Consider the following 16,311-nt stretch of genomic DNA (forward strand, 5'->3'; position numbering starts at 1 on the left):
GAGAGAGGCACAACCATGTCCAGGATGCCCCGCAGAGCGCTCCTGAAGGCCGCGGCAGCGGCCGGAGCGGCCGCACGGTTCAGCTGGTCCCTCGGCGCCACTCCCGCCTCCGCGGCCGGGAGCGCGGAGCACCCGGACGAACCGGAGCACCCGGACGAACCCGTCTTCCTGACCTGGCTGGAGTCCGGCGGCCTCGGTGCGGCCCCCGGATCCACGCTCGGGGTGCCCTGGCCCAAGGGGCGGCACACCAAGGACCAGACGTTCGCCCTGTCCACCGAGGACGGCAAGGACGTCCCCGTCCAGACCTGGCCCATCGGCTACTGGCCCGACGGTTCGCTCAAGTGGACCGCGCACGCGGTGGGCCCCGAGGTCACCGCCAAGAAGTTCTCCCTCCGCGCCGGCGCCCCGGCGGCCCCGTCGAAGAAGGTCACGGCGGTCCGCAAGGGCGGCACCATCACCGTCTCCACGGGGGTGATCACAGCGAGGCTCGGGACGAACGGTTCCGCCCTCGTCAAGACCGTCACGCGCGGCTCCACCGAGATAGCCCGCGACGGCCGGCTCGTCCTCGTGCGCCAGGGGGAGATCGAGGACGGCGACCAGGGCAGCGAGAAGTACGAACGCTTCGAGAGCGTCGTCGAGGAGGCCGTGGTCGAACAGGACGGACCGGTCCGGGCCGTGGTCCGCATCGATGGCAGGCACCGCAAGGGTTCACGATCCTGGATGCCGTTCTCCGTACGCCTCTACTTCTACGCCGGTGCCGACTCCTTCCGGATGGTGCACACCATCACGTACGACGGCACCCTCGAGCCCGGCAAGGCGAGCGGCGACTTCGTGCGCGGCCTCGGCGTCCGCTTCACCGTGCCCATGCGTGACGCGGCCTACGACCGCCACATCCGCATCGGCGCTGACGGCACCGGACTCCTGCGGGAAGCCGTCAAGGGCATCACCGGGCTGCGCCGCGACCCGGGGGCGGCCGTGCGCGAGGCGCAGTTCGCCGGTCAGAAGCTCCCCGACCCCGCCACCTGGGACCAGCGGGTCACCACCCGGCTCCAGTACATCCCCGAATGGGGCGACTACACGCTCTCCCAGCTGTCCGCCGACGGCTTCGGCCTGCGCAAGCGCACGAAGAAGGGGCACGGCTGGATCGGTGCCGGCGGCGGACGGAGGGCATCGGGCTTCGGGTACGTCGGAGGCCCCAGCGGGGGGTTCTCCTTCGGGCTCCGCGACTTCTGGGAGAAGCACCCCGCCCAGCTCGACATCCGTGACGCGCACACCGACGAGGCGGAGGTCACCCTCTGGCTCTGGTCGCCCGAGGCCCAGCCCATGGACCTGCGCTTCTACCACGACGGCATGGGACAGGAGACCTACCCGGAGCAGCTCGAAGGCCTCAACATCACGTACGAGGACTACGAACCGGGCTTCGGCACCCCGTACGGCATCGCGCGGACCAGCGAACTCCTGTTCTGGGCGAACGAATCCACCCCGGCGCCCGAGACACTCGCCCAGCAGGTCGACGCCGTACGCACACCGCCCCAGCTGGCCGCCCCGCCCAACCAGCTCGTGAAGGCGAAGGTCTTCGGCGGCCTCTTCGCCGAACCCGACCGCTCCACCGGCGCGAAGTCGAAGATCGAGGACCACCTGGACTTCCTCTTCACGTACTACAAGGACCAGGTGGAGATGCGCCGTTGGTACGGCTTCTGGGACTACGGCGACATCATGCACACCTACGACCCGACCCGCCACCAGTGGTGCTACGACGTCGGCGGCTACGCCTGGGACAACTCCGAACTGTCGCCCGACCTCTGGCTCTGGTACGCCTACATGCGCTCCGGCCGCGCCGACATCTACCGCTTCGCCGAGGCCATGACCCGGCACACCGGGGAGGTCGACGTCTACCACCTCGGCAAATGGGCGGGGCTCGGCACCCGCCACGGTGTCCAGCACTTCGCCGACAGCGCCAAGCAGCAGCGCATCGCCAACACCACCTACCGGCGCATGTTCTACTTCCTCACCGCCGACGAACGCGTCGGTGACCTCATGCACGCCAACGTCGACTCCGACGAGACCTTCCTCGCCCTCGACCCGATCCGCAAGATCCGCACCGAGCCCTACACCCCCGACCGCCACGCGCTGTCCATCGGCTTCGGCACCGACTGGAGCGGCCTCGTCTCCGCCTGGCTCACCGAGTGGGAACGGCGTGGGCCCAAGTGGGAGAAGGCCAGGGCCCGCGTCCTGTCCACCATGGAGACCATCGCCGCCCAGCCCAACGGCTTCGTGCAGGGCGTCGGCCTCTACGACCTGGACACCGGGAAGTTCGCGATCGCCGACAAGCCTGCGGTCGGCGTCTCGCACCTGTCGGCCATGTTCGGCCTGGTCGAGCTCAACGCCGAGCTCATCGACATGATCGACATGCCCGCGTTCGAAGCCGCCTGGGTCGACTACTGCCGCTACTTCAACGCCACCAAGGCCGAGCAGGCCGCCCGCTACGGCAGCGACTTCGGCACCCTCCTGCTGTTCCAGGGCCACTCGCGCCAGGACGCCTACGCCGCCGTACGGACCGGCGACGTCACCCTGGCCACCCGGGCGTGGAAGCAGTTCTACAGCAGCGCCGACACCTGGGACTACAAGGAGAGCACCGACTGGAGCACCAGGAAGATCGAAGGGCCCACCGGGCCCGTACCGGGCAGTGAGGCGGCCTGGGTCAGCACCAACACCACCGCCCTGTACGGCCTGGCGGCCATCCAGAACCTCGCGCTCGTCGGCGACTGGATGCCGTAGGGCCTCCCGTCCGGATCACGCGGGACTGATCCGGACGAGAACCACTAACGCATCCGGCCGAAGCTCTCCCGCACCCGGCGCGCGTCGCGCAGCCGCTGCTCGTAGGTCGCACCGACCGCGAGGAGCAGCAGCCCGGCGAGCGCCGGGGGCGCCCAGCGGGGGAGGGCGTCGAAGACCTGGACCACATGGGGGGTCAGTTCGTGCAGCCCGTCCAGCGCCAGGACCGAGCCGCCCAGCACCAGGGGCGCCTGGAGCCGCAGCCGGGCGCCCACCAGCGTGACCACCAGTGCGGCGACACCCAGCAGCAGAGGCCGCAGCCAGTGCGGATCGCCCCAGGCGACCACGAGGCTCGGCACCATCGTCATGGACAGAGCGGGGCCGTACGTCACCCACGAGGAGGCGGCCGGTTCCCTGCGGCGACGCACGAAGCCCACGGCGAAAGCGGCCACGGACACCGGCAGCGTGTACGCCTCGGGATCCGTCACCCCCGAAGCCATCAGCCGCACCCATGCCGCCGCCACGAACAGGGCCGCCGCCGGATACCCCGCCACGCGCCGACGCTCCGGCCGCGACGCGGTGGCCGCGGCCAGCACCCCGCACAACCCCAGCACCAGTGCCAGGAACGGCGGGTCCGTCACAGCCAGAGCCACGGCGACCACCGCGGCGAACGCGCCCACGAGTTCCACCGAGGCCGCGACGACAGACGTCTCCAGCCGGGCCCCGAGCAGCACCGTCGCCGCCGTCACCACCAGCACCAGCGGGGCGGTGTGCGGGGCGCTCCACCCCAGCGACGCGCCCACGGCGCCCGTGACGGCGATCGCGCACAGCACCGAGGCGCAGGCGAGCACCGCCCGCACGGCCGGCACCCGGGAGCCGGCCGCGGAGGCCGCGAACAGGACCACCAGCGCCCCGGACACCGCGTACGTCGCGGGCTCGGCGGCCAGCCCGAGCAGCCCCACGCTGCCGGCTCCCACCAGCGCGCACACCAGGCAGGTCACCGCGATCGCGTCGGCCGCACGGCGCACCGCGGGAGCCAGCAGAGCCGCTACCAGCAGCAGCTCCACGCCCAGGGCCACCGCGTACGGCGCGTCCGCCACCGCGAGCAGCGCCAGGACCGCACACCAGCCCAGAACCGCCGCGCACGCCGCCGCCGTCACGCGCCGCCCCTTCTCCGGGAGCCCCCGCGGCCACCTGACGTGCAGTGCGGCCGACAGCCCCGCGACCACGACCAGCACCACGGGGGAGGAAGCCGACTCCGACCACGGCACCGTGAGCCCCAGCGCCTCCTGGAACCCGTCCGGCGCCCCGGACCACACACCCGCCGTCACGGACACCGGACCCAGCAGCACCGCGGCCACCACGGGCGCCGCCCACAGCACCGCGCCCGCCACGACCGAGGCCGACGCGGCCAGGACACCCCACACGACCGGGCGCGGGACCCCCCGCAACCGCAGTACTAGCGACAGGGCCGCTCCGCACAGGAGATACACCACGACCGCCCTGTCCCACGGCAGCCCGGCACCCGGCACACCGCCCACCGCGGCAACCGCCGCGAGGCCCCCCACGACACCCCCGAGGACCGCCGACTCCTTGGGCGCCCGCCAGGCCCCGGCCACCGCCACGACCGCTCCGGCCAGCAGCAGCGCGCCCGGCCCCACGGCCCCGTACACACTGTCGGCCGACAGGGACAGGCCCAGAGCCAGGGCCAGCGAGATCAGCCCGGTCAGCACCGCGCCGGCGAACGCCGTGATCCGTACCGCGAGCCCCCGGCCAAAGGACGCCACCGCGACGTCCGCCGCCGCCGTCACCATGAGCGCCCAGCCGAAGCCCGTCCCGGACGCCCCCATGGCCCAGGCGGCGAACACCAGCGGCAGCTGGCCCACCACCACGGCCGCGGGCAACGGCACCCGCAGCCGGCCGAACAGCAGCCCGTACAGGGTCCACGCCGCCGCCAGCACGGCCGATGCGAGCGCCGCGAAGGCACGCCCGTCCGTATCCGGCGCCACGACCGCGTGCAGCGCGAAGGCGTCCAGCACCGTCAGCACCAGCGCGAGAGCCGCCACCGCCTCAGCCGTCGAGGGCAGCGACCGGCCCAGCAGCAGTGCGGGCGCCACCAGAGCACCCACGGTCACCGCCGCCAGCACCGCCGAGCGGCCCGCGATGCCCATCTCGCCCCAGCTGAAGAGAGTGAACGCGATCGCCGCGACCGTGAGCAGCAACCCACCGAGGACCAGCAGCACGTTCTGCGTGCCGTGCGCGGGGGAGGGGGCGGGAGTGAACGGCCGGACGGCGGACGGGCCGGCGTGGGCGTACGCCCGGGCGGCGGGCGGGACGGCATGCGCCGGGGGACGCGACGGCGCGGCCGGCGTGCGCAGCACGTTCAGCAGCCAAGCGCGACGGGTCAGCAGCTGCGCCCGGCGGGCGTCCAGCCGGGCCAGTTCGTGATCGAGGAGGGCCAACTCCTCTGCGGGCGGCGGCACATGTCTCATGTACGGAAGTGTGGCGGTGGCCACACCTGCCGTGCATGCGTCGGGATACTCAGTTCCGTGGCTGAGTAGGTCCCCTGCGCGCAGACTGGATCCATGGACTGGAACCACTACCGCTTCAGGAACGTGTGGGAGCTGCCCGCGCCGCCGGACACCGTGTACGCCGCTCTGGAGCGCGCCGAGGACTACCCGCGATGGTGGCCCCAGGTCCGTGCGGTCGACCGCGTCGACGACACCGCCGCCACGGCGCGCATCCGCTCGTTCCTCCCGTACGACCTCGTCATGACACTGCGGCAGCGCCGCGGCGACCCCGTCGCACGGACACTCGAAGCGGTGATGAGCGGCGACCTCGAAGGATGGGCCCGCTGGACCGTCGCCCCGCACCACGGCGGCAGCCGCATCGTCTACGAGCAGGAATCCGACGTACGCAGGACGGTGCTGCGCCGGCTCGCCGTGCCCGGGCGTCTCGTCTTCCGTGCCAACCACGCGCTGATGATGCGCGCCGGACGACGCGGGCTGAGAGCATGGCTCCAAGCGGTTTGAACAGGGGCCGTCGAGCCCTGTATGGTTCAACCCGTTCCCGGGCGATTAGCTCAGTGGGAGAGCGCTTCGTTCACACCGAAGAGGTCACTGGTTCGAACCCAGTATCGCCCACCCGGGAAAAGCCGGTCCGTCGGAGTAATCGACGGACCGGCTTTCGCGTGACCGGTCGCCGCTCAGGCCGCCGCCGGCAGCTCCGGACGCAGCGGCCACGCCGGATCGACCGCCTCCGGCGCACCGTTCTTCTCGAACCACGCCTGCAGCCCGCGCGCCTGGGCCGCGTGCCAGACCGCCTGCAGCGAGTGCACCTCCGCCGGTGACAGCCGCTCCAGGCGGGTGGAGAACCGCCGGCCCACCGCCCGGACCAGTTCCAACGACGCCGCGGCGTCCGCGGCGGCGTCGTGGGCGCCGTCCAGCGGCACCCCGTACAGCTCGCACAGGTCCGTCAGGGTGCGACGGCCCTTGCGGTAGCGGTCCAGGTGCTTGTCCAGCACCCGCGGATCCAGCACGCACAGCGGCTTGCTGCCGAGGTAGCCGGCCAGGGACGACGCCCGGTGGCGCCTGAGCTCCCGGTCCAGGAGCGTCAGATCGAACGGGGCGTTCATCACGACCAGGGGCCGTCCCGTGGCGCACTGCTCCGCCAGCGCCCGGGCTATCTCCTCGACGACCGGAGCGGGCCACCGGCCGTTGCGCTGTAGATGGTCGTCGGTCAGACCGTGGATCTCGGTGGCGCCGAGAGGCACCGGGATCCCCGGATTGACCAGCCAGCGGGTGACGCGGAGCCGTCCGCCCGCCGCGTCCTGGACGACGAGAGCGGCCGATACGATCCGGTCCTCCTCGACGTCCACGCCTGTCGTCTCGGTGTCAAAAGCAGCCAACGGCCCTTCGAACCAATGCGTCATCCCCGAACTCCTCGCGCCTGCGCGGCAGATGGCCAGATTCCTCTGCCCGGTTCGGTGATACCCGCACCCTATGCCTGATACGCCGTTTACGGCCCGGCTCCTGCGGTGACAACACAGGTGACGGGCACGCAAGTTGACCAGCCCGCCAGCGGAGACCGGGCAACCGGTCGGCACAGCCCGGAAGGCACGGAGCCATGGCGCTCGCGCAGCCGACCCCAGGGAGTCCCGCCCGCACCGAGGGCCACGGGGGAAAGCCGCCGCAGCAGCGGAACACGCCACCGCTGCGCGGCACACTCGCCACCACCGCCTGCATGGAGACCCTCCAGGTGGGATACCTCCACGCGGTGGCAGCCGCTGCGGGCTGCTCACTCTCGCAGCCCTTTCCCGACAACGGCATCGACTGGCACGTCAGCCACGGAGCCCCCGACCACACCGTCGACGACGAGGTGACCGTCAAGGTGCAGCTCAAATGCACTTACCAGATCCCCCCGCACCCACCCGGCGCCTCCTTCTCCTTCACCCTCGACAACGCCCATCTGGTGAAGCTCGCGAGAACTCCCGTGTCGGTGCACAAGATCCTGGTCGTGATGCTCGTGCCCCGCAGCCAGGACGACTGGCTGCGGGCCGGACACGACGGGCTGGACCTGCGCCACTGCTGCTACTGGACGAATCTGGCCGGCCACCCGGTGACCGGCAGGCACCGGACCACCGTGCGGATCCCGACCTCGCGGATCTTCGACGACCGCGCACTCTGCGACATCATGGCCCGAGTCGGGGCGGGAGGGAGACCCTGATGCACCGGTCGACGGACGAGCCCGGCGGAGGAGCGGTCCCGGCGGATTGCCGGGCGCACCCGTACGCCGACGCCGCGGACCCCGGGGCGGTGCCCGATGCCGCAGGCCTCGACCCCGCCGTTCTCGGCGCGCTGCTGCGCCGCCACGGCTGGCACCGGCGCGGCGGCCCGCGGGGGCACTACAGCCGCTGGATCCCGCCCGGCCCCCTCACGTCCGGCACCAGCCTGCTCGTGCCGGACACCACCGCCTTCCCCGACAGCGAGGACCTGGTCGCCGAAGCCCTCGCCGCGCTCGCCCGCAGCGCCGTTCCGTCGGCCCGGGACGTCCTCGTCGCCCTCACCGTGCCCAGCGACGAGATCCGCTGGTGGCGTGACGTGCCCGGGAGCACCTCGGGAGCCGCCGACTGGGCCGGTGCGGACCAGCTGCGTACGGCCGCCCGGCAGATCCTCCTCGCCGGATCCCTCGCCGCACGCGGCCGGGCCGGCCACCACGGCGCCCGGCACCGGAGGAAGGCCCGGGGCGCCCTGGACGGCACCCTCGTCGGGCCCGCGGCCGACGGCCGCGGCCTCACCGCGTTCCTCCCGGTCGCCACGGGACGAGCCGTGGCCGTACAGCTCTACTCGGCGCTGCACGCGGCCCGGGAAGCCGTCGACTACCAGCGCGCCACCGGCGGCATGGAGGCGTTCGACGCCGCGGTCGCCGCAGGGGTCAGCCGGGAACTGACCGAGGCGGTCGTCGCCCTCGTCCGGGGCTCGGAAGGCACCAGGATCACCCTGGCCTGGGCGCCCGCGGCCGGAACACCCGAAGGGTGCCCCACGAGCCCCGAGCCCGTGGAGTTCTCGCCCGGCGACCTCCCCGCACTCCGGCTGGCGGCAGTCCGCTACCTGCAGGACGAGCCCTCCGTCCCCGTCAGGATCACCGGAGCCGTCGTCCGGCTGCGCCGCTCCGGGCCGCGCGGTCCCGGCGTCGTCCGGCTGCGGGTGCTGGCCGGCGCGGAGGTCGCGCACGTGCGGATCGAGCTGGACGAGGAGGCCTACCGGATCGCCGGGCACGCCCATCTGGTCGGGCTCCCGCTGCGGGTCGAGGGACGGCTGGAGGGCCGGGGCGGCTTCCGGCGGCTCAGCGGCGCCTCGCAGGTCGCGCCGGTCCAGGTCGACGAGGCCGAGCGGGACCGGCTGATGAAGTCGCTCCACGAGAACGTGGACTTCTTCGAGGAGGCCTGCACGGGGGAGGATGGGTAGCGCGGGTATCCCTTTCGCGTCGAGGGCCCCGGGCTCGGTACGATTCCTCTTGCGCGCGCAGGAGGAATGCGACGCACCCCCTCAGTCAGGAGAGACCGGTGTCAGACGTCCGTGTGATCATCCAACGCGATTCCGAGCGGGAAGAGCGCGTGGTGACGACGGGCACGACGGCCGCCGAGCTCTTCCCCGGGCAGCGCACCGTCGTCGCCGCACGGGTCGAGGGCGAGCTGCGGGACCTCGCGTACGAGCTCGAGGACGGCGAGGTCGTCGAGCCCGTCGAGATCTCCTCCGAGGACGGCCTGAACATCCTGCGGCACTCCACCGCACATGTCATGGCCCAGGCCGTGCAGGAGCTCCACCCCGAGGCCAAGCTGGGCATCGGCCCGCCGGTCAAGGACGGCTTCTACTACGACTTCGACGTCGAGAAGCCGTTCACGCCCGAGGACCTCAAGGCCATCGAGAAGAAGATGCAGGAGATCCAGAAGCGGGGACAGAGGTTCTCCCGCCGGGTGGTCTCCGACGAGGCGGCCCGGGAGGAGCTCGCCGACGAGCCGTACAAGCTGGAGCTCATCGGCATCAAGGGTTCGGCGTCCACGGACGACGGCGCGGACGTCGAGGTGGGCGGCGGCGAGCTGACCATCTACGACAACCTCGACCCGAAGACCGGCGACCTGTGCTGGAAGGACCTCTGCCGGGGTCCGCACCTGCCCACCACCCGCTTCATCCCCGCGTTCAAGCTGATGCGGAACGCGGCTGCGTACTGGCGGGGCAGCGAGAAGAACCCGATGCTCCAGCGCATCTACGGCACCGCGTGGCCGACCAAGGACGAGCTCAAGGCGCACCTGGAGTTCCTGGAGGAGGCGGCCAAGCGCGACCACCGCCGCCTCGGCAACGAGCTCGACCTCTTCTCCTTCCCCGACGAGATCGGCCCCGGTCTCGCGGTCTTCCACCCCAAGGGCGGCGTCATCCGCCGGGCCATGGAGGACTACTCGCGGCGCCGCCACGAGGAGGAGGGCTACGAGTTCGTCTACAGCCCCCACGCCACCAAGGGCAAGCTCTTCGAGAAGTCCGGCCACCTGGACTGGTACGCCGACGGCATGTACCCGCCCATGCAGCTCGACGACGGGGTGGACTACTACCTCAAGCCGATGAACTGCCCGATGCACAACCTCATCTTCGACGCGCGCGGACGTTCGTACCGTGAACTGCCCCTGCGGCTCTTCGAGTTCGGCACGGTGTACCGCTACGAGAAGTCGGGCGTGGTCCACGGCCTCACCCGCTCGCGCGGCTTCACCCAGGACGACGCGCACATCTACTGCACCCGGGAGCAGATGGCGGAGGAGCTGGACCGGACGCTCACGTTCGTCCTGAACCTCCTGCGGGACTACGGGCTGACCGACTTCTACCTGGAGCTCTCCACCAAGGACCCGGAGAAGTACGTCGGCTCGGACGAGACCTGGGACGAGGCGACCGAGACGCTGCGTCAGGTCGCCGAGAAGCAGGGGCTTCCGCTGGTTCCCGACCCGGGCGGCGCCGCCTTCTACGGTCCGAAGATCTCCGTCCAGTGCAAGGACGCCATCGGCCGCACCTGGCAGATGTCGACCGTCCAGCTCGACTTCAACCTTCCGGAGCGCTTCGACCTGGAGTACACCGGCCCGGACGGCACCAAGCAGCGCCCGGTCATGATCCACCGCGCGCTGTTCGGCTCCATCGAGCGCTTCTTCGCGGTGCTCCTGGAGCACTACGCGGGCGCGTTCCCGGTCTGGCTCGCCCCGGTGCAGGCGGTCGGCATCCCGATCGGCGACACCCACATCCCGTACCTCCAGGAGTTCGCCGCGGAGGCCCGGAAGAGGGGGCTTCGGGTCGAGGTGGACGCCTCCTCGGACCGGATGCAGAAGAAGATCAGGAACCACCAGAAGGCCAAGGTCCCCTTCATGATCATCGTCGGTGACGACGACATGAACGCGGGAACGGTCTCCTTCCGCCACCGGGACGGCTCGCAGGAGAACGGCATCGCCCGTGACGAGGCGATCGCCAAGCTCGCCGACGTGGTGGAGCGCCGCGCGCAGGTGTGATCCTGCCGTCCGCGAAAGGGGCCCCGGAGAGCTACGCGCCCTCCGTGGGCCCCTTCTCGTCCTCGCGGGTGAACACCTGGAGCAGCCACGACGAGAAGGACCCCGTCACGGCCCCGAGCAGCGCCAGCCCGCAGACCATCAGCCCCCCCGCGATGATCCGCCCGCCCGGGGTGACCGGTACGGCGTCCCCGTAGCCCACCGTCGTGAGCGTCGTGCACGCCCACCACACCGCGTCCCCGAACGTACGGATCGTGGAGCCGGGCGCCCCCCGCTCCTGTTGGTACACCGCGAGGGAGGCGGCGAAGCCGAGGAGCAGGGTCGTGAGGCCCGCGTACGCCATGACCCGGGCGTACAGGCTCAGCCGTGGCCGCTCCCTGCGCTTCTGGACCACCTGGTAGATCTGGACCACGCGCAGCGGGCGCAGCAGCGGCAGCAGGAGGACGACCGTGTCCAGCCGGTGGGTGCGCAGGAAGCGCCGGCCCTGGCCGCTGAGCCGGAGCCGTACCCCGTAGTCCACGGCGAAGAGCAACCAGGTGGCGGCGACGAGGGCGAGGGCGATGTCGCGCCAGGGCTGGGCGCCGAGGGGGGCCAGGACGCGGACCGCGTATCCGGTGAGGAAGACCGTGGACGCGACGAAGAGCGGGACCTCGGTGCGCTGCTCCCATTCCTGCAGCCGGTCGGGGTCGGGGGCCGTGGCGCGGTCGCTCATGGCGCCAGCATCGCCCTGGACCTGCGGGGTCGGCCCCGGCGACACGCGCGGCGGGAGTGACGCAATATGCTGACGGGCATGACGAGTGAGCCGGAGCAGCAGATCGGAGTGGGGACGCCCGACGCGTTCCAGCGCCTGTGGACACCCCACCGGATGGCCTACATCCAGGGTGAGAGCAAGCCGAGCGGCCCGGGAGCCGGGGACGGCTGTCCGTTCTGCGAGATCCCGTCGAAGTCGGACGAGGACGGCCTGGTCATCGCGCGCGGCGAGAAGGTCTACGCGGTGCTCAACCTGTACCCGTACAACGGCGGACACCTGATGGTGGTGCCGTACCGGCACGTCGCCGACTACACGGAGCTCGACGGCCCGGAGACCGCGGAGCTGGCCGACTTCACCAAGCGGGCCATGGTCGCGCTGCGGGCCGCCTCCGGTGCGCACGGCTTCAACATCGGGATGAACCAGGGCGCGGAGGCCGGTGCCGGCATCGCCGCCCACCTCCACCAGCACGTGGTGCCGCGCTGGGGCGGGGACACCAACTTCATGCCGGTCGTCGGACACACGAAGGTGCTCCCGCAGCTGCTGGGGGACACCCGGACGATGCTGGCCGGTGTGTGGCCGGCCGTGCTGCCGTCGGTCTGAGCCCTTCCGCGTCCCCCGGTGCGGCGCTCGACGCCACCCCGGGGCACGCCGGCTCGGGACCGGCCGAGTCGTCCGACGCAGATCACCGCTGTGGGCCCGGGGCGTCGGCCGGCCACGCCGCCCTGCGGCCACCCGCCGCACGCCGTGCGCTGTCCATCGGACCGGCTTCTTGACGCGGCGATCCACCGCCCGGTGGAGCCGGGGCCGGGCCGCGTATCATGACCGGCAGCGCCCGGACGTCGTGTCGTGGGCACGCCCGGCACGCCGCCCGCAAACCGCGAAGGTCACACCTGCATGGCCGCCCAGCCCGCCGTGTCCCTGGGGGACTTCAGCACCCTGTTCGCCCTGGCCGGGCGGTCCACACGTCTTCGCTCCGAACGACTGCTCGCCGACTTCGGGCTCCATGTCGGTCAGCAGTTCTTCATGCGCTGCCTCTGGGAAGCGGACGGGAGCACGGTCGGAGATCTCGCCCGACGGGTCCGGGTCGAGGCACCCACCGCCACCCAGGCAGTGAAGCGGATGGAAGCGGCCGGGATGGTGCACCGCACCCCGGACGAGCAGGACGCCCGGCGCAGCCGGGTATGGCTGACTCCGCTCGGCAGGAGCACCTGGCCGCGGGTCGCCGCCGCGCTCGCGGAGCTGGAGCGGGAACTGCTGGCGCCGTTCTCACCGCAGGAGCGGGAGCAGTTCATGTCGCTCCTGCTGCGGTTGTACGAGACGTCCCTCCCGGCGGACGGAACAGGCACCGACTGAGCGCCCCGCGTCACGGCGGGCCTCCGGCCGCCCTCCAGGGAGACCGCGCACGCCGGCGGTCCCTGCGGCGGGGAAGCGCGGTGCCGTGCACCGGCACCGCACCTCTCCGGTCGGCCCCGCCCGACAACGCCCGACTCCGGGGCGAGATCTCGCACTTCCCCGCACGGCGGAAGCGGGTACTCGACGACGGGCGGACCCACGACCGGTCGCGCACATCTGCTGCCTCCCTGTGAAGATCCCGGGGCCGGCGGGTGGCGGCGCTGCCCGGCGGACGGACACCGATCCACACCCGGGGCAGCACCGGCCGCACCGCGCGATCGCCTTTCCGAGCATTGGCCGGACGCCTGAACTTTATTAGTTAGTCGGCTACATTTTGACGACGTGAGCGCGAACTCGCCGCTCTCGCGGCGCATTCGGCGTCGGATCCCCCTCGCGCCGCCCGCTCGCCCGGGCCGGCGGCTACGGAAAGGCATTCATGGAGAACAGGAAGCTCGGCGCCGCTGGCCTCGACGTCTCGGCTCTCGGCCTCGGCTGCATGGGCATGGCCGGCGCCTACGGCGCAGCGGACACGGACGAGGCGGTCGCCACGATCCGCCGGGCGCTGGACCTCGGGGTCACTCTGATCGACACGGCTGACTTCTACGGTCCGGGCACCGCCGAGAAGATCGTCGCCCGGGCGGTCGAGGGCCGCCGGGACGAGGCCGTGGTCGCCACGAAGTTCGGTATGCGGCGTCCGGCGGCCGGACCGCCCCACGTCGACGGAAGCCCCGCGTACGTCCGGGAGGCCTGTGAGTCCTCGCTCCGGCGCATGGGCCTGGACCACATCGACCTGTACCACCTCGCCCGGCTGGACCCGAAGGTCGACGTCGAGGAGACCGTCGGAGCGCTCGGCGAGCTCGTCGCCGAGGGAAAGGTGCGGCACATCGGACTCTGCGAGGTCTCCGCGCGCACCCTGCGCCGGGCGAACGCGGTCCACCCGATCGCGGCCCTCCAGACCGAGTACTCGCTGTGGGAGCGGCACGTGGAGGAGGAGATCCTGCCCACCTGCCGTGAACTCGGCATCGGCTTCGTGGCCTACAGCCCGCTCGGCCGCGGCTTCCTCACCGGTGCCTTCGACAGCGCGGAGGACCTGGACGAGGGCGACCAGCGCCGCAACCACCCGAGGTTCCAGAGCGAGAACTTCGACCACAACCGCGATCTGGTGCGCACGGTCGAGGAGCTCGCCGCCGATAAGGGCCTCAGCCTCACCCAGCTCGCCCTGGCGTGGGTGCTGGCCCAGGGCGGCGACGTCGTGCCGATCCCCGGCACGCGGCGCGTCTCCCACCTGGAGCAGAACGCCTCGGCGGTCGACGTGCGGCTGACCGGCGACGAGGTCGCCCGGCTCTCCGGCCTCTTCCCCGCCGGTGCCACCGCGGGACTGCGCTACCCCGCGCACTTCATGCGCACGATCGACCGGAGCTGACGCCCCTTGCCCGGCACGGCAGCGGCGCATCCGTCCCGGAGCGCCCCGCCGCCGTGACGGGGGGCCTCCACGGCGGCGCGTACATCGTCGAGGACTCGCAGTCCACCGGCGTCGATCCCGCCTTCGGGTGGCCCGCTGAAGAGATCGCCGTGGCGGGCACGGCCGGCGTCGTCCTCCGGTGCCGGACCGCCGACGCGGAGGGCCCCGACGGGACCGGGGCCCGCTCACGGGTCCGGGCCGCGGGCCGACGGGCTCACGCGTCGTAGACGTCGGCCTTCCTCGGGGCGGGGTCCTGGACCAAACCGCTGAGGATCATCGAGCGGTTGTCGAAGCGCTCGATGTCGGCGCCGTGCTCCTTCAGGACCCGCATCGTGGCGGAGTGGACGACGCGCAGGACCGGGGTGGCCGTCCGCATGGCGTCGTCCGCCATGAAGCGGTGGCCCCACGGCTTGGCCGCCCAGGCATGGCGCAGGCCGAAGGGCTCGGGCAGGACGATCTTGCCGCCCAGGTAGTCCAGGAGCGGCGGATACCAGGTGAAGGGGGCACGCAGGGCGAGCCTGACGACCTCGCTCGCCTTGACGATGGGGAGCGTGATCTTGCGGGTCTCCCAGAACCTGACCGCCTTCTTGACCGTCTTGGTCGCCGCCTCCGGCTTCGTGAGGAAGAGGGAGTGCACGGGGCCCAGGGCGTGGCCGGTGACCTCGATCCGCAGCGTCTCGTGGAGCACGGTGACGGTGATCAGCATCGTGATCACCAGTTGACCGTCCCAGAGGGTGAACTGCACGCCCAGGTAGTGGCGGTTGCCGCTGCCGAACTGCTGGTGGTTGCAGATGCGCTGTATCTCGTGGGGCTTGATCTGGAAGGTGGCGACGTCCTCGCCCTCGGGCCGGGAGACGGAGTCCGCGCCCTCGCCGACGGGAGCGACGATCCAGTGCTTGACGGACGGGGTGGGGAAGCCACCGGTGTTCAGGGGGCCGCGCTCCAGCATCTTCAGCTGGTCGTGGATGGCCCGTACGACGTCCCAGCTGCGGAACTGGTGGATCTCCTTCGTGGGGTCCTCCGGCGTGAGCTCCTCGGCGAGCTGCCAGCTGCCCCAGCGGGTGCCCATACCCAGGATGCCCTTGGGGCCCGCGTAGAAGACGGCGTTGGACTGCTGCTCGGCGGAGAGCTTCTCCAGCCCCTGGCGCAGGGCCTCTCGGGCGGTCTCGTTGGGATTCTTCGGCACGGCCTCGGGGATCTTCGCGCTGACCCCGGTGCCGGAGAGGAGCCCGTCCCAGCGGGCGCGCAGGTCCTTGACCGAGGATTCCGCGATCCGTTTGGCGAGCAGCCAGCCGATCAGCGGCGCGACGGCGGCGGCGCGCAGGTAGAGGGCCAGGAAACCGGTGAGCGGCATGGTGATCAGGAAGAACGCGGCGGCGCCGCCGAGCGCGACGAGCAGTACACCGCCCAGCGCCTGGAAGAACTTGTCCTTGGACTTGTTGAGGAAGTCGCGCAGCCGGAAGGCGAGGATCCACAGGACCAGTCCGGGCAGGAAGGCGAAACCGAAGACGGCGGTGACCAGGGTGAGCTTCGTGTCACGCGCCTTGCGCAGGTTGGTCGCGGAGAGGCAGTGCTCGACGACGGTCTGCGGGTCGGTGCCGAAGGACTGGATGAGCGCCTTCCGGTCGCCGCCCAGCATGCGTTCCTGCACCGCGCGGGAGAACGCCTCGCCCAGATTCGGCTTGAAGTAGTCGGACTTGAACAGCTTGGACTCGCCCGGTTTCACCTCGGACTTGTGCCACTCGGAGTTGGCTTTGAGGATCTCCGTCACATCGCTGTCGCGGTACGCGGCGGAGGCGAGGGCGTTGGTCGCCACCGCCTGCCCTCCCGAACCCTGGAGCGGGATCTGCGCTCCGGGAGAGAAATCGAATCCGTTGTTGGCCACTGTCGCCC

General features: G+C 71.6%; 13 protein-coding genes and 1 tRNA gene. 10 read left to right on the plus strand and 4 right to left on the minus strand.

What is annotated here, in order from left to right; genetic code table 11:
- The first annotated feature begins 15 nt into the window (after positions 1–15).
- Positions 16–2,778 (plus strand): exo-rhamnogalacturonan lyase family protein, encoded by a 2,763-nt coding sequence (locus tag JOC24_RS21095; protein ID WP_205021904.1) that lies wholly within the window; start codon positions 16–18, stop codon positions 2,776–2,778.
- A 44-nt stretch (positions 2,779–2,822) separates the two neighbouring features.
- Here JOC24_RS21095 and JOC24_RS21100 read toward each other — a convergent pair whose 3' ends face one another.
- Positions 2,823–5,267, minus strand: a complete 2,445-nt coding sequence (locus tag JOC24_RS21100) for an SCO7613 C-terminal domain-containing membrane protein (protein ID WP_205021905.1) — start codon at positions 5,265–5,267, stop codon at positions 2,823–2,825.
- Between the two features lie 93 nt (positions 5,268–5,360).
- On the opposite strand from JOC24_RS21100, the gene JOC24_RS21105 reads away from it, so the two are divergent.
- A complete protein-coding gene (locus JOC24_RS21105; protein ID WP_205021906.1) occupies positions 5,361–5,807 on the plus strand; it encodes an SRPBCC family protein in 447 nt (148 codons plus the stop codon).
- Positions 5,808–5,846: 39 nt separating this feature from the next.
- A tRNA-Val gene (locus JOC24_RS21110) sits at positions 5,847–5,918 on the plus strand.
- Positions 5,919–5,980: 62 nt separating this feature from the next.
- Here the strand turns inward: JOC24_RS21110 and JOC24_RS21115 are convergent.
- A complete protein-coding gene (locus JOC24_RS21115) occupies positions 5,981–6,706 on the minus strand; it encodes a 3'-5' exonuclease (RefSeq protein ID WP_205021907.1) in 726 nt (241 codons plus the stop codon).
- A gap of 194 nt (positions 6,707–6,900) precedes the next feature.
- Between JOC24_RS21115 and JOC24_RS21120 the strand changes: the two genes are divergently transcribed.
- From JOC24_RS21120 to thrS, 3 genes are all read left to right on the plus strand, one after another.
- The gene (locus JOC24_RS21120) at positions 6,901–7,500 is read left to right on the plus strand and encodes a DUF4365 domain-containing protein (RefSeq protein ID WP_205021908.1); all 600 of its coding nucleotides are present in this window, start codon (positions 6,901–6,903) and stop codon (positions 7,498–7,500) included.
- A complete protein-coding gene (locus JOC24_RS21125) occupies positions 7,500–8,741 on the plus strand; it encodes a hypothetical protein (RefSeq protein WP_205021909.1) in 1,242 nt (413 codons plus the stop codon). The genes JOC24_RS21120 and JOC24_RS21125 overlap by 1 nt, the downstream gene beginning before the upstream one ends.
- A 98-nt stretch (positions 8,742–8,839) precedes the next feature.
- A complete protein-coding gene (thrS, locus tag JOC24_RS21130; protein WP_205021910.1) occupies positions 8,840–10,816 on the plus strand; it encodes a threonine--tRNA ligase in 1,977 nt (658 codons plus the stop codon).
- A 31-nt stretch (positions 10,817–10,847) separates the two neighbouring features.
- Here the strand turns inward: thrS and JOC24_RS21135 are convergent, their stop codons facing one another.
- Positions 10,848–11,525, minus strand: coding sequence for a potassium channel family protein (locus tag JOC24_RS21135; RefSeq protein ID WP_205021911.1), 678 nt, complete (start codon positions 11,523–11,525; stop codon positions 10,848–10,850).
- Positions 11,526–11,591: 66 nt separating this feature from the next.
- Between JOC24_RS21135 and JOC24_RS21140 the strand changes: the two genes are divergently transcribed.
- The 4 genes from JOC24_RS21140 (at position 11,592) to JOC24_RS21155 (ending at position 14,645) form a co-directional block, all read left to right on the plus strand.
- Positions 11,592–12,164: an HIT family protein gene (locus JOC24_RS21140; protein WP_205021912.1), complete on the plus strand. Its 573-nt coding sequence runs from the start codon at positions 11,592–11,594 to the stop codon at positions 12,162–12,164.
- Positions 12,165–12,458: 294 nt separating this feature from the next.
- Entirely contained in the window at positions 12,459–12,917 is a 459-nt protein-coding gene (locus JOC24_RS21145) for a MarR family winged helix-turn-helix transcriptional regulator (RefSeq protein ID WP_205021913.1), read from the plus strand.
- 475 nt (positions 12,918–13,392) lie between these two features.
- Positions 13,393–14,379 carry an aldo/keto reductase gene (locus JOC24_RS21150; protein ID WP_205021914.1) on the plus strand — a complete coding sequence of 329 codons (987 nt, stop codon included), beginning with the start codon at positions 13,393–13,395 and terminating at the stop codon, positions 14,377–14,379.
- 53 nt (positions 14,380–14,432) lie between these two features.
- Positions 14,433–14,645, plus strand: coding sequence for a hypothetical protein (locus tag JOC24_RS21155; RefSeq protein WP_205021915.1), 213 nt, complete (start codon positions 14,433–14,435; stop codon positions 14,643–14,645).
- On the opposite strand, the gene JOC24_RS21160 is transcribed toward JOC24_RS21155, so the two are convergent.
- The gene (locus tag JOC24_RS21160) at positions 14,633–16,303 is read right to left on the minus strand and encodes a hypothetical protein (RefSeq protein WP_205022051.1); all 1,671 of its coding nucleotides are present in this window, start codon (positions 16,301–16,303) and stop codon (positions 14,633–14,635) included. The genes JOC24_RS21155 and JOC24_RS21160 overlap by 13 nt on opposite strands.
- Positions 16,304–16,311 lie beyond the last annotated feature (8 nt).

It is taken from the genome of Streptomyces sp. HB132 (genome assembly GCF_016909575.1).
Lineage (GTDB): Bacteria > Actinomycetota > Actinomycetes > Streptomycetales > Streptomycetaceae > Streptomyces.

Coding starts and splice junctions, on each gene's coding strand:
- JOC24_RS21100 (WP_205021905.1), bottom strand. CDS start 5,267: ATGAGACATGTGCCGCCGCCCGCAGAGGAGTTGGCCCTCCTCGATCAC.
- JOC24_RS21095 (WP_205021904.1), top strand. CDS start 16: ATGTCCAGGATGCCCCGCAGAGCGCTCCTGAAGGCCGCGGCAGCGGCC.
- JOC24_RS21145 (WP_205021913.1), top strand. CDS start 12,459: ATGGCCGCCCAGCCCGCCGTGTCCCTGGGGGACTTCAGCACCCTGTTC.
- JOC24_RS21105 (WP_205021906.1), top strand. CDS start 5,361: ATGGACTGGAACCACTACCGCTTCAGGAACGTGTGGGAGCTGCCCGCG.
- JOC24_RS21140 (WP_205021912.1), top strand. CDS start 11,592: ATGCTGACGGGCATGACGAGTGAGCCGGAGCAGCAGATCGGAGTGGGG.
- JOC24_RS21150 (WP_205021914.1), top strand. CDS start 13,393: ATGGAGAACAGGAAGCTCGGCGCCGCTGGCCTCGACGTCTCGGCTCTC.
- JOC24_RS21135 (WP_205021911.1), bottom strand. CDS start 11,525: ATGAGCGACCGCGCCACGGCCCCCGACCCCGACCGGCTGCAGGAATGG.
- JOC24_RS21115 (WP_205021907.1), bottom strand. CDS start 6,706: ATGACGCATTGGTTCGAAGGGCCGTTGGCTGCTTTTGACACCGAGACG.
- JOC24_RS21120 (WP_205021908.1), top strand. CDS start 6,901: ATGGCGCTCGCGCAGCCGACCCCAGGGAGTCCCGCCCGCACCGAGGGC.
- JOC24_RS21125 (WP_205021909.1), top strand. CDS start 7,500: ATGCACCGGTCGACGGACGAGCCCGGCGGAGGAGCGGTCCCGGCGGAT.